This window comes from Mesorhizobium sp. M0663, assembly GCF_040320585.1.
GTDB lineage: Bacteria > Pseudomonadota > Alphaproteobacteria > Rhizobiales > Rhizobiaceae > Mesorhizobium.
This window is the reverse complement of record NZ_JAMYPX010000002.1, coordinates 276,242-299,213: the sequence shown is the minus strand read 5'-3', so window position 1 is coordinate 299,213 and position 22,972 is coordinate 276,242. Positions and strand designations below refer to the sequence as shown.

Below are 22,972 nucleotides of genomic sequence, written 5' to 3'. Positions count from 1 at the left end.
CGTTTGATGCATCTTTCTCGAACGGTATAGTGTCAAGCGCTTTCGACAGGGCCAGCGGATGGATGGACGCATGCAGAACTTCGGCTTGACCTGACCGTGGACCATGTCGACTGCATTGTCGCCGGCGCCGGCGTTGTTGGCCTGGCGATCGCGCGAGAGATGGCGCAGCGCGGCATCGATACGCTGGTCCTGGAAGCCGAGAGCGCTATCGGCACCGGGACAAGTTCGCGCAATTCCGAGGTCATCCATGCCGGCCTCCACTATCCGGTTGGATCGCTGAAAGCCCGGTTCTGCGTGGCCGGCCGGGAAAGACTCTATCGCTATTGCGAGGAGCGGGCGATCCCGCACGCGCGCTGCGGCAAGCTCATCGTTGCCACAAATGCCGAACAGGAGCCGGTGCTCGCCTCAATCCGGGCCAATGCACGCGCTTGCGGCGCCGGCGACCTGTTGCGCTTGAGCGAAGCCGAGGCGCATACGCTGGAGCCCAGCCTTAAGTGCACGGCGGCGCTGCTGTCGCCCGCCACCGGCATCATCGACAGCCATGCCCTGATGCTCGCCCTGTTGGGCGACGCCGAGGAGCACGGGGCGGCACTTAGTCTCAACACGCGCATCGCCTCCGGCCGCATCGAAGCAGGCCGCGTCGTGCTCGAGACGGTGGACGCTGCCGGCGGCGAGCGCTTCGAGATCGCCACTCCGCGTTTCGTCAATGCCGCCGGGCTTGGCGCCGCAGCACTTGCCGGTTCGCTTGAAGGGCTCAATCAGCAATTCGTGCCAAAGCTCCATTATGCCAACGGCAATTATTTTTCGGTGGCCGGCCGGGCGCCGTTCTCGCGATTGGTCTATCCGGTGCCCGAACCCGGCGGGCTCGGTGTTCATCTGACACTCGACCTTGATGGCGTCGCCCGCTTCGGGCCGGACGTCGAATGGACCGATCAACTCGACTATCGCGTCGACCCGGCTCGTGGCGAGCGCTTCTACAGCGAGATCCGCAAATACTGGCCGGACCTGGCCGATGGCAGCCTGCAACCCGCTTACAGCGGCATCCGGCCAAAACTGTCCGGTCCCGGTGAGGCCAATGCCGACTTCGTCGTCCAGGACGTGGCGGTGCACGGCGTGGATAGCCTGGTCAACCTGTTCGGCATCGAAAGCCCCGGCCTGACCTCCTGCCTGACGATTGCCGACCATGTCGCGCAGTGCCTCGCGCCGAAGTTGTAGCGTGCGGCGCCCCGCGCCGCGATCTGCACTGTATCAAGGCGCATTGCGTGAACTTTCAGACGCAAGTCCCCTATGAGGCACATCGCGCACTTGCAGCCCGCTCCGCGCTCTGATTCCCTGCATTCTGGGGCTGTCCTGATTCGCACTGCCCGGTTCAGAGTTTTCGCAGTGCGCCCGGGACAAGCTTCCAGCGACCACTCGGCGTATCCAGGGAGAACGGCAATGAACACCGCGACGAGGCCGGTAATCTCGGAGATGAGGCCCAAGATCACCGTCGTCGGGGTCGGCGGCGGCGGCGGCAACGCCGTCAACAACATGATCGCCGAAGGCCTGCAGGGCGCGGAATTCATCGTCGCCAACACCGATGCCCAGGCCCTTGCCATGTCGAAGGCAACGAGGCTGATCCAGTTGGGCGCTCATATCACCGAAGGTCTCGGCGCCGGGTCCCTGCCCGAGGTCGGCCGTGCTGCGGCCGTGGAATCCATCGACGAGATCATGGATCACCTTGCTGGAACGCACATGTGCTTCGTGACCGCCGGCATGGGAGGCGGAACCGGCACTGGTGCCGCGCCTGTGATAGCGCAGGCAGCGCGGGCAGCCGGAATACTGACCGTTGCCGTCGTCACCAAGCCATTCGTCTTCGAAGGCAGGCGCCGCATGTACGCTGCCGATGAGGGCATCGAGCGCCTGCGCGAAAGCGCCGATACCGTCATCGTCATTCCCAACCAGAACCTGTTCAGGATCGCCGACGCCAGAACCACGTTCGCCGACGCCTTCGCCATGGCCGACCGGGTCCTCTATGCGGGTGTCGGCTGCATCACCGATCTGATCGTCAAGGAAGGCCTGATCAATCTCGACTTCGCCGATGTGAAGTCGGTGATGCGCGACATGGGCCGCGCCATGATGGGAACCGGCGAAGCCGCCGGAGAAGGCCGCGCCAAGAAGGCAGCGGAAGCGGCAATCGCCAACCCGCTGCTCGACGAAGCTTCGATGATGGGCGCCAAGGGCGTCCTTGTCTCGATATCGGGCGGCATGGACATGACGCTGTTCGAGGTCGACGAAGCCGCTACCCGCATCCGCGAGGAGGTCGACAACGATGCCGACATCATCGTCGGCGCCATCTTCGACAAGGCACTCGCCGGAAAATTCAGGGTGTCGGTCGTGGCGACCGGCTTGCGGCGTGGCTTGGAGATTCCACTGCTTGCCGAACCGGAAGTTCGCATGAACTGAACGCGTATCGCTGCAACTCGCTCAGCCGACTGCCAGCCTCGCGTCACCAGGGCCGCGCGCCGTCGATGACTTCCATGGCGCGTGCAGCAAAACGGCCGGCCAGCGGTGCCACATCCGCCGCATCGGCCGCAACCGCGCTGCCGGCCAGCACGCGGTCGGCGATGCCGACGAAGATCACGGCAAAGCGGAACATGGCAAACACCAGATGGAACCGCTGCAGCGGCGCCGTCGGCACGGCGTGGGCGAAGTAATGATCGAGGAATTCGCGCTGTGTCGGAATCCCGAGGGCTGCCTGATCAAGGCCGAGGATGCCGCCATATTCGTCCGATGAGGAATGCCAGGGCATCGAGCAGAAGCCGACATCGGCAAGCGGATGACCAAGCGTCGACAATTCCCAGTCGAGAATGCCGATCACCTCGGGCCGCTCGGGATGGAAGATGAGATTGCCGAGACGGAAATCGCCATGCGCGATCGAGACGCGGCCGTCATCTGGCGGAAGATGTCGCGGCAACCATTCGGCGACGGCTTCGAGCGCGGCAATGCGCTCGCTCGGCGATTCCCGCAACTGTCTGGTCCAGCGCGCGATCTGTCGCTCAAAATAGTTCCCGGGACGGCCATAGTCGCCGAGCCCGACCTCTTCCGGCCGGACTGCGTGCAGCTTTGCCAGCGCCTCGGCCATGCCGAAATAGATGCCGCGCCGCTCGTCCGGCGCCAGTCCCGGCAACGCGCCATCGTGGAACACCCGGCCGTCGAGCCGCTGCATCAGATAGAACGGCGTGCCGAGCGGCTCGTCGCCGTCGTGATAGAGCACCGGCCGCGGCACCGGCACCTTTGTCGATGCTAGCGCCTCGATCACCCGGTACTCGCGATCGACTGCATGAGCGCTGCGCAGGATCGGTCCCGGGGGTTTCTTGCGCAGAACCATGCGGCGGCCGCCATAGTCGACGAAATAGGTCGGGTTGGATTGGCCGCCGACGATCCGCTCAAGCGACATTTGGCCATCGCCAAAATGCGCTCTCAGAAAATCCTCCAGGCGTACCGGATCGAAATCCATCCTCATTGCCGGCTCAGCGGTTCCCGCCGCGACCTGTTTCGTCTTGTCTGCCGGCTTCGACATGCCAGCGCCAGAAGCCCGCACCTTCCTTGTTGAGAAAGCGGTTGAGCACCATCTTGTGGACCTCGTCGGCGCCGTCGACCAGGCGAGCCTGGCGGGCGTAGCGGTAGATCCATTCGAGTACAGTGTCTTTCGAATAGCCGCGGGCGCCGTTGATCTGGATCGCCACGTCGGCGGCGTCATGCAGCACGTTGGCGACCTGGATCTTGGCCATGGAGACCTCCTTGCGGGCAAAGCCGCCGCGATCGAGCTCCCAGGCCGCCTTCATCACCAGCAGCCGCCCGATCTCGATGCGCATGGCAAGGTCGCCGAGCATCAGCTGGATACTCTCTCGGTCGGCCAAAAGCTGCCCGAAACCGCTACGCTCGGCGGCATAGGCGCGCGCGATCTCGATGCAGCGCTTGGCAAGCCCGAGCCAACGCATGCAATGGGTGAGCCGCGCCGGACCGAGCCGGACCTGGGTAACCCGGAGGCCGCTGCCTTCGCCGGCAAGCACGTCCTCGACCGGGACTTCCAGGCCGTCGAATTCCAACTCGCAATGGCCGCCATGTTCTTCCGGTCCCATGATCTCGATGCGCCGCACGATCCGCCAGCCCGGCTGGTCCTTGTGGAACAGCAAGGCCGAAAGGCCGTGACGCGGATCGTCCGAAGTGCGCGCAATGAGAATGAAGTGGCTCGCCTCTTGCGCGCCGGTGATGAACCATTTGCGGCCTTTGACGACATATCTGTCGCCACGCCGTTCGGCTCTGGTCATGATCATCGACGGGTCGGAGCCGCCGCCCGGATGCGGTTCCGTCATTGCGAAAGCCGAACGCACCTTGCCCTCGACGATCGGCTTCAGCCATCTTTGCTTCTGCTCCGGCGTTCCCAGTCGCTCCAGCACCATCATGTTGCCATCCTCGGGGGCCGCGGAATTGAACACGACCGGACCGAAGATCGAGCGGTTCATCTCTTCATAGCAGACGGCCATATCCACCTTGGAAAGGCCGGCCCCGCCGGTCTCGGGTTTGAGCTGCAGGCACCACAGGCCGGCTGCTTTCGCCTTGCCCCGCAGCGTTTCGAGCAGCGGCAGCGCGACATTGCCATGGCCGTCGTAGGAAGCCTTATCTGCCTCGAGCGGCAGGATTTCGCGCTCGACGAAATCGGCGATCCGGCTGCGGAAGGCCTCGGTTCGGACGGAAATGTCGAAATTCATGGCGCTCACAAGGATGAAACGAGATGCCGCCATCGGCTCCGATGGTCGCGCCGCTAGTGTAACTGCCGTCATTGAATGCGAGCAACAGCAGTGTGCTGACGGAGCCCTGCGCACGTCAAAGCGCCGGTTCGATATGGATCGATGCCGGCGTGCTGCCGATGGCGGTCGAATTCCAGGATCAAAGAGTACTCAGGTTTCGTATGGCTAACGTCCGCGACAATGCTCAGATCAATTCGAGGACAGCGCAGCCATAGCCGTCCAGCGTCAACACTCCGGAGACAGGTCCTTGGCTATCGAGCAGGTTGCTGCCGAAGGGAACGCCGGTTACCGCAACGGGCGTGTCTTTGACGTTTTGCACGAACAGCAGCCGGCGTTCGTCATTCTCGCGCATCGTGACCTCGACGCCGTCCGGCAGATCCGGAACCAGAGGCTCCACATTCGCATCCACGAAAGTGCGCGTAGCGAGTTGAGCTGTCAGCTCCGGGGTTAGATAAGTGCCGACATAGAGCACACGGCCCTTGCCGACGGCGCGGGAGGTAATTGCAGGCGTTCCTGCCGCGTAGCGGTTCGACCAAACCCCTACAATTTCGACTTCCGGTTCGACTGCAAGGTTCTCATAGAAATAACCGGCATCGAACTCGTGGTTTCCGACGGTGAAACGACGGATACGGCGGCTGGATTCGGCCGGTCTGTCGGGAGGAATGACGAGCCCGCCGGAGCGCGACATGGTATTGAACAGGCCATTGGCCCCAGGTGCCGCCAGCCGCCCGAAATCCTCGACGCGAACGCCGGTCAGCTTCGACAGCGACCGGCCCGGCGCTGTGTCGCGGATGACGTGGTTGTTTTCGTCGCGGGTTCCCGTGCGCGCGCCGATGATGACGGTACCGCCATTTTCGGCAAAGACTTGCAGCCGCTCGGTCCAGCTGTCCTTCCAGATCACCCAATGCGGCACGTAGAACACCTTGAGCTTCGACAGATCGTCTTCCGGGTGGATGAAGCCGCAGGCGATGCCGCGGTCATAGCAATACTGATGCAGCAAGGTTGCATCATCCTGCGGACTTGGCAGGCCGATGGGGAAGGTCTTGTGGGCTTCCTGATTGTCGAAGTCCGAGCCGGCGATGCCGACATCCATCCGCACATGGGTGCCTAGGATCTTGTCTTTAAGCGCCGTCATCTCGGTGGCGAACTGCCTGGCTTCGTCATAGCGGCGGCGAGCGACATCATCGTGATCGATGATGCCCATCCAGTATATCTCGGCGCCGAAATGTGCGGGACGCCAGCGGAAGAACATGATCCCATCGGCGCCACGCGCAACCGACGACATCGCCATGCGTCGCATTTCGCCCGGCTCCGGCGTCAGCGTGCAGAAGCCCGGCTGGGCGCCAAAACCCGACTGTTGTTCCGGCACTATGTAGTTGCCGGAAAATCCCCGGCAGATGTCGAGATGCAGCGCCTGGATCTTGGCGTGATTGCCGAGGCGAAAGAACTCGTCATAGAGGAACGGATAGATGTCGTAGCCGACGAAGTCGAGATCGGTGGAGAATTGGCCGCGAAAGTCGATGTCACGCAATCCGCCGAGATTGTGGAAGATGAACCAACTGGCATTCGCTTTTCTCAGGATCTCGACCTGGTCGTGCTGGAACCGTGCTGTCGAAAAGCCGAGAAAACGGTGGTAGTCCTGGAGGTGACCGGGACCGGGAAAGGACGGGGAAAAATCCAGCGGGAAGACAATTTCGCTGAAATCGCCGTAAGCCGTCGCCCAGAAATCGCCACCCCAGGCGAAGTTCAGCCTGTCTATCGTCTTGTAGGTTTCCTGGAGATAAGCCTGGAATTCCTTCAATGCCGACGGCGAATAGGATTCCGGCATGCTGGTGTTGAGTTCGTTGTCGGTCTGCCAGCCTATGACATTTGCATTGTCGCGGTAGTGGTCCGCCATCGCGTTGGTGATCTTGCGGCTATAGTCGCGAAACACCGGGCTGCTGGTGTCGGCATACTGGCGCGAGCCGTGGCCCATCGACCGGCCATTTCCATCAAGCCGCAGGATTTCCGGATGCTTTGCGGTCAGCCAGCGCGGCGGAGTGGCGGTCGGCGTGCACAAGATCGTGTTGACGCCGTGACGCGCCAGCCCCTCGATTGCCCGGTCGAACAGGCTGAAATCGAAGATGCCTTCACGCGGTTCGAAAATGTGCCAGGCGAATTCGCCGAGGCGGGCGACGTTGAAGCCGGCCTCGGCCATGCGCCTGGCGTCATTGTCCCAGTAACTCTCGTCCACATGCTCGGGGTAATGCGGCGCGCCGACCAGAAAGCGGTCGGTCTGGATCGTGCGCCAGACCGACAGGGCGCGGCCGTTTGAAGTCTTGTTCACGAAGGATACTCCTGCAGGTCAGTCGGTGATGGTGGATTTGCGGGCACTGATTGTCCGCTCATCGACAGAGGAAAAGAGATAGACGTCACGCGGCTCGACCTTGAAGCCGACGGTCGCATCGGCGGCGACGGCACTCGCATGGCCGATCTGGACGGTGACGTTGCCGCTGCCGCTTTCGGAACTGACGCATTGCAGCGGGCCGGCGTCGGCATAGAGGATGGTCTCGCGGCCGAGATGCTCGACCAGCCGTACCCGTCCGGCAAAACTCGCCGTCCCTTCCGCGGCCAAGCTGATGCTCTCCGGCCGAATCCCCATCGTCACCCTATCGCCGACCTGTACGGATGCCGCTTCCGTCAGTTCGACAGTCAAAGGAGAAAGGCCGGCGGTCGACAGCGTGGCGGCGCCGCCGGAGACAGCGGCGACGGTCACTTCGAAAAAATTCATTCGGGGTGCGCCGAGGAAGCCCGCGACGAAGAGATTGGCCGGATTGCGGTAGAGTTCGAGCGGAGCGCCCACCTGCTCGACCGAGCCGCGATTGAGCACGACGATACGGCTCGCCATTGTCATCGCCTCGGTCTGGTCGTGCGTGACATAGACCATGGTGGCGCCGAGCCTGGCGTGCAGATCGGAAAGCTCGACGCGCATCTGCGTGCGCAGCGCTGCGTCAAGGTTGGATAGCGGTTCGTCGAACAGGAACACGTCGGGCGAGCGGGTTATGGCACGGCCGATCGCCACACGCTGACGCTGGCCGCCGGAAAGCTGTTTCGGCCGCTTGTCGAGCTGGTCGGTAATGCGAAGGATCTTGGCGGCTCGCAGCACGGCGGCATCGATCTCGGCCTTGGGGCGATGCGCCATGCGCAGGCCGAAACCCATGTTCTCGGCGACCGTCATATGCGGGTAAAGCGCATAGGACTGGAAGACCATGGCAATGCCGCGCTCACCCGGCTCGGTGGTGGTGACATCACGGCCGTTGATGAGAATTTCACCGGTCGAGACGGTTTCAAGCCCGGCGATGATCTTCAACAGCGTTGACTTGCCACAGCCGGACGGCCCGACGGTGACAATGAACTCGCCCTGTTCGACGCTGAGATCGATGCCGCGCAGCGCGTGGTAGCTGCCATAATTCTTTTGTATCTGCCGGAGTTCAAGACTGGTCATGGAGCCCTGCTTGCGAAATGAGTTTCGGATCGGGGCGACGCCTTGAAGCCATGGTCGCTCATCCCTTGACCGCTCCCATGGTGAGGCCGGTGATGAAGTGCTTCTGCATTAGGAAGAACATGGCAACCGGCGGCAAAGCCACAACGATGGTTCCGGCCGAGATCAAGTTCCAGGCCGAAACCCATTCGCCGCGCAGGTTGGCCAGGCCGGCGGTTACCGGTTTGACGGTATCGCTGATGGTGAGCACGACCGCCCAGAAATAATCGTTCCAGATGAAGGTGAAGAGCAGGATCGCCAGCGCCGCAAGAGCCGGCCGCACCAGCGGCACCACGACATGTACCAATGTCTGAAACGGTGTCGCGCCCTCGGCCCTGGCGGCCTGAAACAGTTCTCCCGGCAACGCGGCGATGAAGTTGCGCATGAACAGTGTCGCAAACCCGGTCTGGAAGGCGATGTGGAAGATGATCAGGGCGGCCATCGTGTCGTAGAGGTTGAGCCGCACCATGAGATCGCGCACCGGGATCATCATGATCTGGTGCGGCAGGAAGTTTCCGCCGACGAACAGGGCGAAGACGAGCATGTTGCCGCGAAAACGGTAACGGGCGAGCACGAACCCGGCGAGCGTGCTCAAGATGAGAACGCCGATCACCGAGGGGATGGTGATCGTCAGGGTGTTGAGGAAGTAGCGGGCCATCGGCGTCTGGGTGAAGACCGCCGTGTAGTTGTCGACCAGGCCGAATTGGGTCGGCCAGCCCCACAGATTGCCGCCCATGACATCCTGCGTAGAGCGGAACGAGGTAAGGATGATGGCAAAGAGCGGCGCCAGCCAGACAATCAGGATGCCGACCACCAGCACGACATAGAGGCCACGCTGCCAAATAGCAATCTCGGGAATCGGGCGGGGAAACATCAGCCGCCTCTTTCATCGGCGCGGATCATCCGCGTCAGGTACCAGGCGATGAAGACCGCCATGATCACGAACAGCACCGAGGCAATGGCCGCGCCATAGCCGAAGCGGTAGGAAAATATGGACTGCTCGAACATCTGATAGGCAAGCACCTCGGACGAACCGAAGGGGCCGCCGCTGGTCATCACCGAGACCATGTCGAAGGAACGCAGTGCGCCGACGACAGTGACGGCGATGGCGATAAAGGTGACCTGCGTCAGCTGCGGCAACACGATGTGGCGCAGCATGTTCCAGCCCCTGGCGCCGTCGACCCGCCCGGCGCCGATCAGGTCCTCGCTGAGATTGTTGAGGCCGGCGAGATAGAGCACCATGCAGAAGGCGATCTGCGGCCACAACGCTGCGATCACGACGGCGAAGGTGACGAAATTTTCATCCGACAGCACTGCCGGGGCGGTCGCGCCGAAGGTGCGGAAGATCAGGGCGAGAAGTCCGAATTCCGGCGTATAGACCCAGGTGAAGACCACGCCGACGGCAACCGAAGCCAGCACCAGCGGAATGAAGAACAGCGATTTGAGCAGGCGCATGCCGCGGATTTTCTGGTTGACGAGCAGCGCGATGGCGAGGCCGAGCGGCGGCGCCAGCATGAACATCACCAACCAGATCAGATTGTTCTTCAGCGAAACATAGAACTGCGGGTCGGCGAACAGTTCGCGGTAGTTGCCGAGGCCGATCCAGACCATCGGGCTGAAGCCGTCCCATTCGTGCAGGCTGATCCATAGGCTCTCGACCGCAGATGCCAGAATGACGACGGAAAACAGCACAGCGGCGGGCAGAATCAGAAGTGTCGGTGTCAGCCACCAGCGATGGCGGCGCCAAAGCTTCGTCATTTTGGGAGACCTCATTCACGGAAAGCATCGGGGAGCAGAGCACGAACCCCGCTCCCCTCCGCTGGGAGGCGCTAGATCTTGAAGATCCGGCGACGGGTTCCCTCGAGACGCTGAAGAATGGCGTCCCGGCGCTCCGGCTTGGCCATGAATTCCTGGAAGCCGACCAGGCCGGCCTGGGCCATGTCGGGATCGGTATCGCGGTCGTAATATTGCGATGTGCCGGCCACCGTCTTCAGGCTTTCCACGGCTGCGTTGACCAGCGGATCCTTGCTGGCCGGAAGGTCGTTGCGCGGCGGAACGTTGCCGCCAGGTTCCAGATAAGGGCCGAAATTTTCCGGCTGGTAGAAGAAGGCGAGGAACTCGCGGGCACCCGCCTTGTTCTTGGCGTTGGCCGGGATGTGGACCGAATTGACCGAGAATTCTTCGTAGCGGTCGAGGGCGCCGTCAATCTTCGGGAAAGGAGCGAATGTCAGCTGCTCGAGATCCTGCTCAGGGAAAGTAGCCTTCACGAAGGCACCGAGGTTCATCATGCCGGCCTTCTTCTGGGCGAGGAAGGCGCCGGCCTCCTGCCAGCCGAACGACGTCTGATCCGGTGTGAAGAAACCCTGCTTGATCAGCTCTTCCCAGTGGTCGAAAACAGGCGTCAGCGCCGGGTCGGTGTAAGCCATCTTGCCGTTCATCAAGGCAAAGTGCTTGTCGAGACCGTTGATCCGCAGGTTCATCTGGTCGAACCATCCGGCCGCCGGCCAGAGTTCCTTGGTGCCGATGCTGACGGGAATAAGGCCGGCAGCCTTGGACTTCTGGCCGTAAGCCAGGAATTCGTCCCAGGTCGCCGGCACCGTCAGTCCGTGCTCGGCAAAGACGTCCTTGCGATAGAACATGCCCCACATCGTGCCGCCAGTCGGCAGGCCATACTGCTTGCCGTCGACAGTGACGGCACCGGTCATGGCACCCAGCACGTCCTTGTACTTTTCCTTCTCGAACAGATCCGAAATGTCGTCGAACAGGCCGCGGGTGACGAAGGCGCGCATGCGGTTTCCGGAGAACCAGAAGCAGACATCCGGCGCCCCGGCGACAAGGTAGTTGCGGATCGCGGTCTTGTGGGCCTCGTGATCCATATTGTTGATCACAACCTTGGTGCCGGACTGCTTCTCGAAGTCGGCCGCAATGCGCCGCAAGATCCGCAGGGCATCGGCATTGTTTTCGTCTGAAATGATGGTGACTTCGCTCGACTGGCTGAGTGCCGGCATCGGGAAGCCCGCGAGGGCTCCAGCGGAAATGCCCCCAGCTCCCTTCAGGAAATTGCGCCGCGTCGACGGCTTTTCAATCCACTTGAACGTCATTGTTACTCCTCCCGTGTTGTCAATTTCTCTACTGGCACACCGGCCGGCGCGGTTGTTCTTCTCACCGGCACCGCTCACCTCCCGGGCAAGGGAATATGCTTGCCCGCTCCTTCAGAGCGCGGTGATATTGCTAACCGGATTAATTTCGCTGACCCCCGGTTCGGGTGTTGAACAGTCGGGCAAACTTATGCATACGTTTTCTCGAGAGGCAATAATTAATTTACAAAATTAAGAAAGCGGATCCGTGAAGCTCAAGGGTGACCCGAGCACGACTCGGGCGATGAACCGCAGACTGATCCTCAATCTCTTGCGGCAGGAAGGAGCGCGCAGCCGGGCCGACATAGCGTCAGTTACCGGCCTTAGTCCGGCAGCGGTCACCTTCGTCGTGGCCGACCTCATCGAGGATGGCCTGCTGATCGAAGGCAAGACAGTCGTGGGCTCGGCTGGGCGCCGCCCTATCCCGGTGGATATCAACTATGCCAACGGCCTTGCCATAGGTTTCAAGCTGATGGTCGGATCGGTCGAATGCGTGGTCACCGATCTTGCGACCAATCCGCTGGGCTCTCTGCGCGTCAAGCTCTCGGACAGCGATCCCGACCATATCATAGCGACCTTGGCCAAGGCGGTGCCGGAGCTGATTTCGATTGTCGATCGGCCCGCTGCCAAGCTTGCCGGGATCGGCATTTCAATGCCTGGCGTCATAGACAACCAGAAGGCTGTGTGTATCCGCAGCAATCGCTACAACTGGGACAACGTTCCCCTTGGCCCGATGCTGGCCGAACTGGTAGACGTCCCCGTGTGGCTTGAGGACGACACCAATGCCTATGCCATTGCCCAGCAACTCTTCGGCCTCGGACGCCAGCACCGCAATATGGCCGTGCTGGCGATCGGCGTCGGAATCGGCTGCGCGCTCGTCTTCGATGGCAAACTCTATCGCGGCGCGAACGGTGCCGCCGGCAAGTTCGGCCACAGCTCTTATGAGGAGAACGGCCGCCTTTGCGAGTGCGGAAAACGCGGCTGCTTGATGGCCTATTACGCCGAGCCGGCGATCCTGCGCACCTGGCGCGAAGCCACCGGGCACAACGAAACGGATAGCAAAGTCAGCCTTATGGCAGCCTTGGCAGACCGCGAACCGCGAGCCGTCGCCATTCTCGAAGAAGCCGGACATGGCATCGGCCGGCATCTCGCCAATCTTGTCAACATCACCGACCCGGAGGTCATTGTCGTCGGCGGTGAAGCCGTGTCGTTTGGCGATGCGCTGTTTGGCCCAATGCGGCTGACGCTTGGGAAAAATACCTTTCGCGCGGCACCACCAATGCTGCTGGACTGGGAGGACAATTCCTGGGCAAGGGGAGCGGCTGCTCTCGTAACGCAGAAACTCTTTGATTTCGAAACATCTGCCGGCAACGCCGCTCCGCTTTCAAAGCCGGCCCTATGGTCGGCATAGGTGAGTGAAACAGACAGCCCTGCGCCTCAGGCCGCCCGAACGCTGCGCGCTCCACGCGCCCAGGCCGGCAGCCAATCGCGATGCGCAACCAGCAAATCATCGACCAGCGACCATATCTGGTCGAGGTCGAGCTCGGCCGCCGTGTGCGGGTCCATCATCGCCGCGTGATAGATGTGCTCGCGGTTCTCGGTCATCAGCGCTTGGACCGTCAGCTCCTGGACGTTGATATTGGTGCGGATCAGCGCGGTGAGCTGCACCGGCAGGTCGCCAATGAACGTGGGTTGAATGCCGGAGGCGTCGACGAGGCATGGCACCTCGGCCGCGCAATTATACGGCAATGTCGTGATGCAGCCATTGTTGCGGACGTTGCCGTAGATCACCGACGGCTCGCCGGTCCAGACCGAGTTCATGATCGAGGACGCATATTCCTTCGACTGCTCCACTTCGATCTTGTCAGCCGAGCGATAGGCTTCCGCTTGCCCCTTCCAGCGTTCGATCTGCTCGATGCAGCGCTTCGGGTATTCGTCGAGCGGGATACCGAATTTCTCGATCAGATCCTCGCGCCCGTCCTTGATGAAATAGGGCGTGTATTCCGCGAAATGTTCGGAGCTCTCGGTGACGAAGTAACCGAGGCGCTTCAGCATCTCGTAGCGCACCTTGTTCGGGCAGCGCGGATTCCATCCAGGCTTCGGCGCCCGCCCTTCGCTGTAGGCGCGCAGCAGATCCGGATAGAGATTGCGGTAGGAGCCGTCCGGCTGGCGATGCTCGAACTTCAGGTAGAAGGCCATGTGATTGATGCCGGCCGAGCGGTAGCGAATCTCTTCGTAGGGAATGTCGAGATCATGCGCCAGTTCCATCGCCGTGCCTTGCACCGAATGGCAGAGGCCGACCTGGTTGATGTCAGGGTATTTCTCCGCGATCGCCCAGGTGTTGATCGCCATCGGGTTGACATATTGCAGCATGATCGCCTGCGGGCAGACCGCGAGCATGTCCTCGCAGATCTTCCAGAGATGCGGCACGGTTCTCAAGCCTCGCATGATGCCGCCGACACCGAGCGTATCGGCGATGGTCTGGCGCAGCCCGTATTTCTTCGGAACTTCGAAATCAGTTACCGTGCAGGGCTCGTAGCCGCCGATCTGGAAGGCGACGACGACGAAATCGGCGCCCGCCAGCGCCTTGCGCTGGTCCGAATAGGTTTCGGCTTTGGCCTTTACGCCAAGCGTCGAGATCAGCTTGCCGACGACGATTGCGCTTTCCTCGAGCCGTTGCGGATTGATGTCCATCAGCGCGATCGTCGCGCCGGATAAAGCCGGACGCTGCAATATGTCGCCGACGATGTTCCTCATGAACACCGTCGAGCCAGCTCCGATGAAAGCGACCTTGGGATTTCTTGCCACAACAACCTCCGGCATAAGCAATTAGGCTACCTCGAAAGCGGCTTTGACCAGCCGTTCGGTGTAAGCGGTCTTGGGATGGGACAGGACTTCGTCGACCGGCCCCTCTTCGACGATCTTGCCGTGCTGCATGACGATGACGCGGTGGCACAGCGCCCGCACGACCTTGAGGTCGTGCGAGATGAAGATGTAGCTCAGGCCCCGTTCGCGCTGCAGCTTGCGCAGCAATTCGATGATCTGCGCCTGGACCGAGAGATCCAGCGCCGATGTTGGCTCGTCGAGTACGATGAATTCCGGTTCGAGCGCGACGGCGCGGGCAATCGCAATACGCTGGCGCTGGCCGCCGGAAAACTCGTGCGGGAAGCGCGAGAGGATATCGCCGGGCATGCCGGCGCTGATCAGCGCCTCGCGCACGCGCTCGATCCGATCGTTCCTGGTGGCGCCCATGCGGTTGACGACCAGCCCTTCCTCGATGATCTGGCCGATCGTCATGCGCGGGTTGAGCGACGAGAACGGATCCTGGAAGACGACCTGCATGCGCGACCGCAACGGCCGCATCTGCGCGCGCGAACAGCCATGGATCGGCTGGCCATCGAAATAGATCTCGCCGCTGTCCGTGGTGTTGAGCCTGAGCAACGCCTCGCCGAAGGTGGTCTTGCCCGATCCGGATTCGCCAACGAGACCCAGCGTCTCGTGCCGCCGAAGGGTCAGGCTGAGGCTGTCGACGGCGACGAGTTCGCGCAGGTCCGGCCTCATGAACGTGCCATGCCGCAGCATGAAGGAGACGCGCACATTCCTAGCTTCAAGAATAATGTCGGCGCCTTCCGGCAACGGATTTGCCTGGCCGCGCGGCTCGGAGGCAAGCAGGTGACAGGTGTAGGGATGCTGCGGATTGGCGAACAGCTTCTCCGTCACATTGTGCTCGCGCATCTCCCCATGCTGCATGACGTAGACATAGTCGGAGAACTGCCGCACCACGGTCAGGTCGTGCGTGATCAGGATCACCGCCATGCGCAGTTTCTTCTGCAGGTTTCGGATGAGATTGAGGATCTGCGCCTGAACCGTGACGTCGAGCGCCGTCGTCGGCTCATCGGCGATCAGCACATCGGGATCGTTGGCCAGCGCCATGGCGATCATCACACGCTGGCGTTGGCCGCCGGAAAGCTGGTGCGGGTATTGTTTCAGCCGCGCCTGGGGCTCAGGAATCTGTACCTGCTGCAGCAGCTCGAGCGCTCTTGCTTCGGCCTGCCTGCGGCTCATCTTGCGATGCACCCGTATCGCCTCGACGATCTGGCTGCCGATCGTGTAGATCGGGTTAAGCGAACTCATCGGCTCCTGAAAGATCATCGAAATGCGGTCGCCGCGCAGTTTGCGCCGCGCACGCTCGGAAAATTTCAGGATGTTCGCCCCGTTGTATTCGACAGTCGATTTCGGCGACACGACTGCGCGCTTCGACAACAGTCCCATGACGGTGCGCGCCGTCACCGACTTGCCCGATCCCGACTCGCCGACAATGGCGATCGTCTCGCCGCGATAGAGCTGGAAGGAGATGTCCTTGACGGCTTCGATCATGCCGTGTTCGACCTTGAAATCGACGGCGATGTTGCGGGCATCAATGACCGGGTTTTCCGAACGGCCGTCATGGTCGAGCCGGACAGGCGGTGCGAAGGATTTGACGAGCGCGTGTTGCATCATGTCATGCTCAATAAGGATCGACCGCATCGCGCAGTCCATCGCCAAGCGCGTTGAACGCGAAGACGGTGACAAGCACGAAGCCGACCGGCGAAAGGATCCAGGGATAAGTGCCGATGACCGAATAGGTCGCGGTGTCTTGCAGCATCAGGCCCCAGGAGATCAGCGGCGGCTTCACCGCGAAGCCGAGAAAACCGAGGAAGGATTCGAGCAGGACGACGCTGGGGATCGCCAACGTGACCGCAACGATGACGTGGCTCATCACGTTTGGAAAAATATGCTGCATGATGATGCGGCCATCTGTGGCGCCGACCGCCATCGCCGCACGAACGTAGTCGATCCGCGCCAGTGCCAGGGTCTTGCCGCGCACTTCGCGCGACATCTGCGCCCAGCCGAGTGCCGACATGACGACGATCACGAAGGCCAGGAAGACATTCGTCGGCGCCGTCACCGGAACCAGCGAGGTCAGCGCCAGATAAAGCGGCAATTGCGGAAACGCGAGCACCAGTTCGACGAAGCGCTGGACCCAGACGTCGAATGTGCCGCCGAAATAGCCCGACACCATGCCGACCGTCGTGCCGATCACGGTGACGATGAAGACCACGGTCAATGCGATCATCAACGAGATGCGCGAACCATAGATCGCACGAGCCAGCACATCGCGACCGAATTTGTCGGTGCCAAGGAAGTGCACCGGCTGGCCGTCGGTCGAGCCGAAGAAGTGCCGGTTCGCGGGAAGCAGGCCGAGCAGTCTGTACTCCGCTCCCTTGACGAAGAAGCCGAGCAGCCGCGGATGGTCGTAGTCCGGCCCGACGACGGGTTGGAAGGTAACCGGGTCGAGGTCTTCCGAATCCGCCAGGGCATAGACGCGTGGCTGGAAGACGAAGTTGCCGTCCTTGTCATGGAAGCTCATCATCTGCGGCGGGGCGAAGCCGACATCGGTCACCTTGGGATCCATCGGTGCGAAGAAGTCGGCAAACACCGCCAGCAGCACCAGAAACGCGACCAGGATGAGCCCGGCCATGCCGGTCCAGGACCGTTTCAGGCGGCGCCAGACGAGTGCGATGTAACTCTCATTGCCGCGCGGCTTGATCTTGGCCGGTTCCTCGGCAAGTGGCGGCAGCGAGGGCTCGAAAGCAAGCATCTCAGGACCCTGCATATTGGCGCACACGCGGATCGAGCATGACGAGCAGCATGTCGGCGATGATGTTGCCGACGATCAGCGTCGCCGACAGCACCATCATGAATGTCGCCGTGACATAGACGTCGCCGACCGCCATCGAGCCAACGATCGCCGGGCCGACGGTCGGCAGGGCAAAGATGATCGCGGTCTCGATCTCGCCGGTCAGCATATAGGGCAGCACCACGCCCTGATACATGACCAGCGGATGCAGCGCATTGGGCACCGCATGGCGCATCACGACCGCACCGCCGCTAAGGCCCTTGGCGCGAGCGGTTTCGACATATTGCGCGTTCAGCGTGTCGAGCAGATTGCCGCGCATCACCCGCATGTTGTAGGCGAGCCCGCCGAAGGTGGCGATGGCGACAACCGGCCAGACATGCCGGACGAGATCGACGAACTTCGCCCAGGACCACGGCGCCCCGCCAAATTGCGGCGAAAAGAAGCTGCCGATCTCGGAAACGTTGAACTGGAAGACCAGCAGATAGACGATGATCAGCGCCATCAGGAAGCGCGGCACCGTCATGCCGAGGAAGGAAATCGCTGACAGCGTACTGTCGATCCAGCTGTACTGCCTGGTCGCCGCCCATATGCCGAAGGTGATACCGAGGACCGAGGCCAGCAGATGGCACACCAGCGCCAGGAGCAGCGTGCGCGGCAGGCGCTCGCCCACCACATCGGCCACCGGCTTATTGTAATAGAGGCTGTAGCCGAAATCGCCGCGGGTGATGATGCCGCCGATCCAGTTGAGATACTGGACGGGCAGCGGCTTATCGAGACCATGTTCTATCCGATAGGCCTTGGCCTGCGCGTCGGCCTCGGCGAATGAGGCCCCGCCCTGATTGATCAACTGCGAGCGGATGTAGTCGGCATAGTCGCCCGGCGGCGCCTGGATGATGGCGAAGGTGACCAGGCTCAGAATGGCGAGGACCGGGATCGCCGACGCTATGCGCGTGAGCAGGAATCGCAACATCGGTCGGTCCGCTTCCTTGTCTGGCCGGTCGCTCTCTTTGAGCGTACGGAGGTTTGCTTTGTCCGGCCGCGCCAACTGGCGCGGCCGGAGTTCTCAGTCAGGGGAGGTAAACCTAGTTCATCGGGCCCTTGTCTCCGGGCTTGCCGGGAAGCTCTTCGGGGAATAGCTCGTATTTGGCCTGCTTGTCGGCAGCGACAAAGACCCGCTCGCGGACGATCGAATCCTCGGCCCAGTTGAACATGAAGATCGGCGTGCCCTGCGGGATGTTGGAGAAGCGTTTGTTGATGATCAGCGCGCCGGGATATTCCGTCAGGCCGACATTGTAGACGTGCTCGGTCGAGATCTTCTGGAACTCTCTCATCAGGCTGGCGCGCTCGTCATTGTCCGCGGACGAGACAAATTTGTTGACGATGTCGACGAGGTCCTTCTCGAAAGGCATCATATCGACCTCGCCGTTTTCCGGCGCACGATGGTCCCAGCTGGTTCGTGGACCGACCGGGGCCAGTTGATCGGTATTCTGGACGACGGAAGTCAGCTCCTGATCGTTGCGCCGGACCAGCCAGTCGAAGCGGCCGGAGTATTGCGAGGCATCGCGCTGGGTGCCGTTGAGTCCGTTGAGCACGATCCGCAGCCCTAGCTTTTCCATCTGGGCGACGACACCTTCGGCAAGGCTCTTGTCGGTGGTGTAGTCGTTGTTGACGAGCATCACGATCTCGACATTCTTGCCGCCGGCGGTACCGGCAGGAAAATTGACGAAGCCGTCGCCGTCCGTGTCCTTCAGGCCTGCCTTGGCGAGTTCCGCCTTGGCGCCTTCGAGATCGAAGGGGTAGTAGACCGTCGACTTCCGGTCGTAGAAGCTCGTGCCCGAGGATAAGCCGCCCGGATAGACGGCAGTGAACGGACCCTTGACCAGCGAGTCGCCGAGCGCCTTGCGGTTGAGCGCCATGGTGACGCCCTTGCGGAAGTCCTCGTTGCGGTTCAGCTCGCGTATCGCCTGTCCGCGCTCGTCGGGGTTGCCCCAGCCATTGGCTGAGAAATTCATGCGCAGATTATAGCCGATCAGCCGCGCGCCGAACGCAAGCCGTGCCGGTGCGTCCTTTTGCGCCGCGCGCTTCAGCGAGGCGACGAAGTTCTCCGGCTGCTCCAGATTGGAGAAGTCGCCGGCTCCCGCGACGGCCTGAACGTCGCGGTCGGCCCAGGTCGACAATTTGTAGTGCAGTTCATTGAGATACGGCAGTTGGTTGCCCTTCTCGTCGACCTTCCAATAGTACGGATTGCGACGCATGACGATGATGTCGTCGGGGCGGTATGCCACTGGCACCCAGGCGCCCATCACCGGCATGTTCATATATTCCGGCGGGAACGCGTTCTTGAACTGCTCGTAGGTGTTCTTCGAATATTTCGGATGCTGCGGCTTGAGGATATGCGACGGGCCCGGACAGAAGGTGCCGTAAGCCATGGCGTAAAGGTATTGTTTCGGAAAGGCGCCCTTGAACGTCCACTCGACGGTGTAGTCGTCGATTTTCTTCAACGTCGTGCCGACGCCGAAGGTCTCCTGCGTCGCGCCGTTCAGCGGCGACACATTGGGGTCGATCACCTCGTCGTCCCAGTAGAACATCACATCGTCGGCGTTGAACGGAACGCCGTCCGACCATTTCGCGCCCTCGACCAGATGCATCGTCAGCGTGTGGCCGTCCTTGGACCAGTCCCAGCTCCTGGCGAGGTTCGGCAGCGGCTCCGTGTCCTTGGCCTCGACCTGGAACAGCGGCGCGGTGCGCGTCAGGCATTCGGAAAGGCCGATGTCGATACCGCCCCAGCCTTGCGTCTGGCCGGCGCCGTAGTTCCAGCCCTCCGGCCGGCCGCCGATGACATGACGCATCGTATCACCGTAGACACCGACGCCGTCCGGCATATTGCCGGTCTTGAAGACCAGCGGCTCCTTCGGCAGCCGGTCCTTGACCGGCGGCAGCTTGCCTGCCTTGACGTATTTGTCGGTGACCCAATCGGGTTCGTGGTATTCCGGAAGTGCCTTGAACTCCAGGATGGAGTCGCGCGCGACGTATTTGATCTTTCCCTCGGCGGGAAATTGCGCGGGCACCGGCGGCACGGTCGGCTCGGATGCATACGCGTTCAGCGCCGAGGCCGAGACGCTAAGCGCCAGCCCGGCGAGAATGCCAATGTTTCGAAAATTCCTCATCGTCTCTCCTCCCTGTTGTTCAGGAGCGCGTTGACGCCGCTCCATTTCTCCTCGAACGAATGTACAGACGGGTGCGGAAAATCCTCCGAAAGCTCGCCGCGATCCGTCCTGGCGAAATTCAGACGGCCTGCTTGAGAGCCGTTTTTTCCGCACGCAATTCCTCGATCGAACGGACGTCGCGCCTTGCCGCACCGGCCCATTCGCGGGTCTTGACCCTGGATTTCGAAAGCCGCTCCCTCGCGGCCGGCACCGCATCGGCATATTGAGGCAGCCAGCGGGCCTGGGCGACGACCATTTCGTCCACCATCTGCCAAACCTCTTCCGGCGTCGAAACCGCGCCGACCAGCGGATCGTGCAGGACGGCGAGCTTCAGCAGGTCGATATCGCCGGAGATCGCCGCATGAACCGACATGCGCTGGACGTTGATCGAGGAAATGCAAGTGGCGGCGCAGGCCTCCGGCAGCGCGATGCCGGCGGCCATGTTGATGCCGAAGCGGTCGACAAAGCCGGGCGACTCGACGATCGCATCCTGCGGCAGGTTGGTGATGATGCCATTGTTCTTGACATTGAAATGGCCGCGATAAACGCGGTTCGTCTCCAGCGCCTCGAGAATGTGGCTGGCATGCTCGTTGGAGCGCTTGGCGGGGTCTATCGGCCTGGCGGCGGATTCCAGAAATTGCGGGAACTCCGTTTCGAACCAGTTGCGTGTTTCGGTCGAATAACGAAGGTAGCCGCCGGTCTCGCCGTGGATCCAGTCGGACATGTCGATCCAGCGGGTGATTTCGTCCGGCCGCTTGCGATACCAGGGCAGGTATTCGGAAAGATGGCCGTTGCTTTCGGTCGAATAGACGCCGAAGCGCTTCAGGACATCGATGCGCAGCTTTTCCTGCTGCGAATAGACCGGATGCGCCTCGAAGGCGGCAACCAGCTCGTCCTTACCGATCTTGCGGCCGTTGAGACGCAGGTCGATGAACCAGGTCTGGTGATTGATGCCGGAGCAGACGTAGTCGAGCTCGGTGCGCGACTTGGCGCCGAGCACTTCGGCGATCTGGTCGGCGCCATGCTGGACGCCGTGGCAGAGGCCGACGGTATCGACCCTGCCATATTCGATCGCCGCCCAGGTGTTCATAGCCATCGGATTGGCGTAGTTCAGGAATTTCGCCCCAGGCTCGGCAACTTCGAGGATATCCTTGCAGAAATCGAGGATTACCGGAATGTTGCGCTGGCCATAGAGGATGCCGCCGGCGCAGATCGTGTCGCCGACGCACTGGTCGATGCCATACTTCAAGGGAATGCGGATATCGTCCGCATAGGCTTCGAGACCGCCGACGCGAACGCAGCTGATAATGTAGCGGGCGCCCTCGAGGGCAGCACGGCGGTCTGTCGTTGCCGTAACCTTGGTCGGCAGCCTGTTGAATTCGACGACCCTGTCGAGGATCGACTTGATCATCTGGAGGTTGCGCTCGCTGAGATCGGTCAATGCGAATTCGACATCCCTGAATTCAGGAACGCACAAAATGTCGGTGAAGAGCTTCTTGGTGAACCCGACGCTTCCCGCACCGATGATAGCGATCTTGAAACTCATCAGCCTCACCTCGACCTGATCGAATGCTAGGGCAAAGGCGGAGAAAAGAGGCCTGGCCCGCCTGCCACGCTATGCAGGCTGGAATCCGGCACTTCCTCCCATCCGCTCTTTGACCGCGGTTTCTTTTGCTTTTCTCGAGGGATTATGCGCCTTATTCGGCACGCGACCAGAGAAGGATTATGCTTTTAGGGGTAATTTTGTGCTGCGGAACTTGATCGACATCGGGCCGGCGGGCAGGACGGTATCGCTGCCGCGCGGGCGCCAGCGCCTACACACCATGCCGACAAGCACCGGCTATGAAGTGCGCGAGAACGAGGTCTACGACTGGGATGGGCGCAAGCGCGGCCTGACGCCGTTTACCGTGCTCCAGCATACGATCAGCGGCACCGGCCGATTGCGCTACGAGAACCGGAACTACCGCCTGCAAAAGGGCGACACTTTGCTGGTTCTCGTGCCGCACAACCACCGTTACTGGCTGGCCAAGGGCGAACGCTGGGAGTTCTTCTGGATATCGATGAACGGCGAGGAGGCACTGCGCATCCACAAGTCGATCCTTGCCGCCGTCGGTCCGGTGCTGCGGCTGCAGCCCTCGACGATCGATCATCTGGCTGATTGCAGTGTGCGCCTGATCACGGGCGCGGTCTCGCCGGGAGCCGCCTCGGCCGTCGCCTATGAAGCAGCCATGGCGCTCTACGACGATGTCTTCGGCTCGCATGCCGTCACCGACGACAAGAGCGCCATGCAGCCGGTCATCGATCACATCAGGGCCAATCTCGACAGGCCGCTCCGCGTTGCCGATCTCGCTGAGATCAGCGGCCTGAGCCGCGCGCATTTCTCGCGCTGCTTCGCCGAGAGCGAGGGACTTCCGCCCGCCGAATTTGTGCTGCAGCAGCGACTGCAGCGCGCGGCGAAGTTGCTGACGAAGACCGATTTCCTGCCGGTCAAGGAAGTCGCCATCATGTGCGGCTTTGAGGATGCCAATTACTTTTCGAAGGTCTTCCGCCGCCTCTACGGCATCAACCCGACGCAATTCCGCACCAACGGAATGTATGCCAGCCTGGGAACCGCCCGATAGATTGGCACCGCGCGT

The 22,972-nt window shown here is 61.7% G+C and carries 16 protein-coding genes and 1 pseudogene; 4 read left to right on the top strand and 13 right to left on the bottom strand.

Annotated elements, in window-relative coordinates:
• Positions 1-96 precede the first annotated feature (96 nt).
• Positions 97-1,215 (top strand): NAD(P)/FAD-dependent oxidoreductase, encoded by a 1,119-nt coding sequence (locus NKI54_RS04600; RefSeq protein WP_352690773.1) that lies wholly within the window; start codon positions 97-99, stop codon positions 1,213-1,215.
• Positions 1,216-1,437: 222 nt separating this feature from the next.
• Positions 1,438-2,445 (top strand): cell division protein FtsZ, encoded by a 1,008-nt coding sequence (gene ftsZ, locus NKI54_RS04595; protein WP_023677189.1) that lies wholly within the window; start codon positions 1,438-1,440, stop codon positions 2,443-2,445.
• Between the two features lie 43 nt (positions 2,446-2,488).
• Here the strand turns inward: ftsZ and NKI54_RS04590 are convergent, their stop codons facing one another.
• The 7 genes from NKI54_RS04590 to NKI54_RS04560 form a co-directional block, all read right to left on the bottom strand.
• Positions 2,489-3,505, bottom strand: coding sequence for a phosphotransferase family protein (locus NKI54_RS04590; RefSeq protein WP_352636086.1), 1,017 nt, complete (start codon positions 3,503-3,505; stop codon positions 2,489-2,491).
• Between the two features lie 7 nt (positions 3,506-3,512).
• The gene (locus NKI54_RS04585) at positions 3,513-4,754 is read right to left on the bottom strand and encodes an acyl-CoA dehydrogenase family protein (RefSeq protein WP_352636084.1); all 1,242 of its coding nucleotides are present in this window, start codon (positions 4,752-4,754) and stop codon (positions 3,513-3,515) included.
• 223 nt (positions 4,755-4,977) lie between these two features.
• Positions 4,978-7,119 (bottom strand): beta-galactosidase, encoded by a 2,142-nt coding sequence (locus NKI54_RS04580; protein WP_352635924.1) that lies wholly within the window; start codon positions 7,117-7,119, stop codon positions 4,978-4,980.
• Between the two features lie 18 nt (positions 7,120-7,137).
• Entirely contained in the window at positions 7,138-8,277 is a 1,140-nt protein-coding gene (locus NKI54_RS04575; protein ID WP_352455369.1) for an ABC transporter ATP-binding protein, read from the bottom strand.
• Between the two features lie 58 nt (positions 8,278-8,335).
• Complete coding sequence (locus tag NKI54_RS04570) at positions 8,336-9,187, bottom strand: carbohydrate ABC transporter permease (protein ID WP_352690772.1); 852 nt, start codon at positions 9,185-9,187, stop codon at positions 8,336-8,338.
• Positions 9,187-10,071: a carbohydrate ABC transporter permease gene (locus tag NKI54_RS04565; protein ID WP_023677182.1), complete on the bottom strand. Its 885-nt coding sequence runs from the start codon at positions 10,069-10,071 to the stop codon at positions 9,187-9,189. Before NKI54_RS04565 ends, NKI54_RS04570 begins: the two co-directional genes overlap by 1 nt.
• Before the next feature lie 71 nt (positions 10,072-10,142).
• The gene (locus tag NKI54_RS04560) at positions 10,143-11,414 is read right to left on the bottom strand and encodes an ABC transporter substrate-binding protein (protein WP_352576428.1); all 1,272 of its coding nucleotides are present in this window, start codon (positions 11,412-11,414) and stop codon (positions 10,143-10,145) included.
• Between the two features lie 244 nt (positions 11,415-11,658).
• On the opposite strand from NKI54_RS04560, the gene NKI54_RS04555 reads away from it, so the two are divergent.
• On the top strand, positions 11,659-12,861 hold the full coding sequence (locus NKI54_RS04555; protein WP_352569054.1) for an ROK family transcriptional regulator: 1,203 nt from the start codon (positions 11,659-11,661) through the stop codon (positions 12,859-12,861).
• Positions 12,862-12,887: 26 nt separating this feature from the next.
• Here NKI54_RS04555 and NKI54_RS04550 read toward each other — a convergent pair whose 3' ends face one another.
• The 6 genes from NKI54_RS04550 to NKI54_RS04525 all read right to left on the bottom strand — a co-directional run bounded on the left by NKI54_RS04550 (position 12,888) and on the right by NKI54_RS04525 (position 21,882).
• Entirely contained in the window at positions 12,888-14,258 is a 1,371-nt protein-coding gene (locus NKI54_RS04550) for an alpha-glucosidase/alpha-galactosidase (protein WP_352690769.1), read from the bottom strand.
• Positions 14,259-14,279: 21 nt separating this feature from the next.
• Complete coding sequence (locus NKI54_RS04545) at positions 14,280-15,947, bottom strand: ABC transporter ATP-binding protein (protein WP_352636082.1); 1,668 nt, start codon at positions 15,945-15,947, stop codon at positions 14,280-14,282.
• 10 nt (positions 15,948-15,957) lie between these two features.
• Positions 15,958-17,091 (bottom strand): ABC transporter permease, encoded by a 1,134-nt coding sequence (locus NKI54_RS04540; RefSeq protein ID WP_352467677.1) that lies wholly within the window; start codon positions 17,089-17,091, stop codon positions 15,958-15,960.
• Between the two features lies 1 nt (position 17,092).
• Positions 17,093-18,100: an ABC transporter permease gene (locus NKI54_RS04535; protein ID WP_031211897.1), complete on the bottom strand. Its 1,008-nt coding sequence runs from the start codon at positions 18,098-18,100 to the stop codon at positions 17,093-17,095.
• A 112-nt stretch (positions 18,101-18,212) separates the two neighbouring features.
• Positions 18,213-20,297, bottom strand: a complete 2,085-nt coding sequence (locus NKI54_RS04530; RefSeq protein WP_352635919.1) for an ABC transporter substrate-binding protein — start codon at positions 20,295-20,297, stop codon at positions 18,213-18,215.
• Positions 20,298-20,415: 118 nt separating this feature from the next.
• Positions 20,416-21,882: an alpha-glucosidase/alpha-galactosidase gene (locus tag NKI54_RS04525; protein WP_023677174.1), complete on the bottom strand. Its 1,467-nt coding sequence runs from the start codon at positions 21,880-21,882 to the stop codon at positions 20,416-20,418.
• A 71-nt stretch (positions 21,883-21,953) separates the two neighbouring features.
• On the opposite strand from NKI54_RS04525, the pseudogene NKI54_RS04520 reads away from it, so the two are divergent.
• Positions 21,954-22,957: pseudogene (locus tag NKI54_RS04520) on the top strand (AraC family ligand binding domain-containing protein).
• The last annotated feature ends 15 nt before the right edge of the window (positions 22,958-22,972 follow it).

Coding starts and splice junctions, on each gene's coding strand:
- NKI54_RS04540 (WP_352467677.1), bottom strand. CDS start 17,091: ATGCTTGCTTTCGAGCCCTCGCTGCCGCCACTTGCCGAGGAACCGGCC.
- NKI54_RS04560 (WP_352576428.1), bottom strand. CDS start 11,414: ATGACGTTCAAGTGGATTGAAAAGCCGTCGACGCGGCGCAATTTCCTG.
- NKI54_RS04570 (WP_352690772.1), bottom strand. CDS start 9,187: ATGTTTCCCCGCCCGATTCCCGAGATTGCTATTTGGCAGCGTGGCCTC.
- NKI54_RS04575 (WP_352455369.1), bottom strand. CDS start 8,277: ATGACCAGTCTTGAACTCCGGCAGATACAAAAGAATTATGGCAGCTAC.
- ftsZ (WP_023677189.1), top strand. CDS start 1,438: ATGAACACCGCGACGAGGCCGGTAATCTCGGAGATGAGGCCCAAGATC.
- NKI54_RS04585 (WP_352636084.1), bottom strand. CDS start 4,754: ATGAATTTCGACATTTCCGTCCGAACCGAGGCCTTCCGCAGCCGGATC.
- NKI54_RS04545 (WP_352636082.1), bottom strand. CDS start 15,947: ATGCAACACGCGCTCGTCAAATCCTTCGCACCGCCTGTCCGGCTCGAC.
- NKI54_RS04525 (WP_023677174.1), bottom strand. CDS start 21,882: ATGAGTTTCAAGATCGCTATCATCGGTGCGGGAAGCGTCGGGTTCACC.
- NKI54_RS04530 (WP_352635919.1), bottom strand. CDS start 20,297: ATGAGGAATTTTCGAAACATTGGCATTCTCGCCGGGCTGGCGCTTAGC.
- NKI54_RS04535 (WP_031211897.1), bottom strand. CDS start 18,100: ATGTTGCGATTCCTGCTCACGCGCATAGCGTCGGCGATCCCGGTCCTC.
- NKI54_RS04590 (WP_352636086.1), bottom strand. CDS start 3,505: ATGAGGATGGATTTCGATCCGGTACGCCTGGAGGATTTTCTGAGAGCG.
- NKI54_RS04565 (WP_023677182.1), bottom strand. CDS start 10,071: ATGACGAAGCTTTGGCGCCGCCATCGCTGGTGGCTGACACCGACACTT.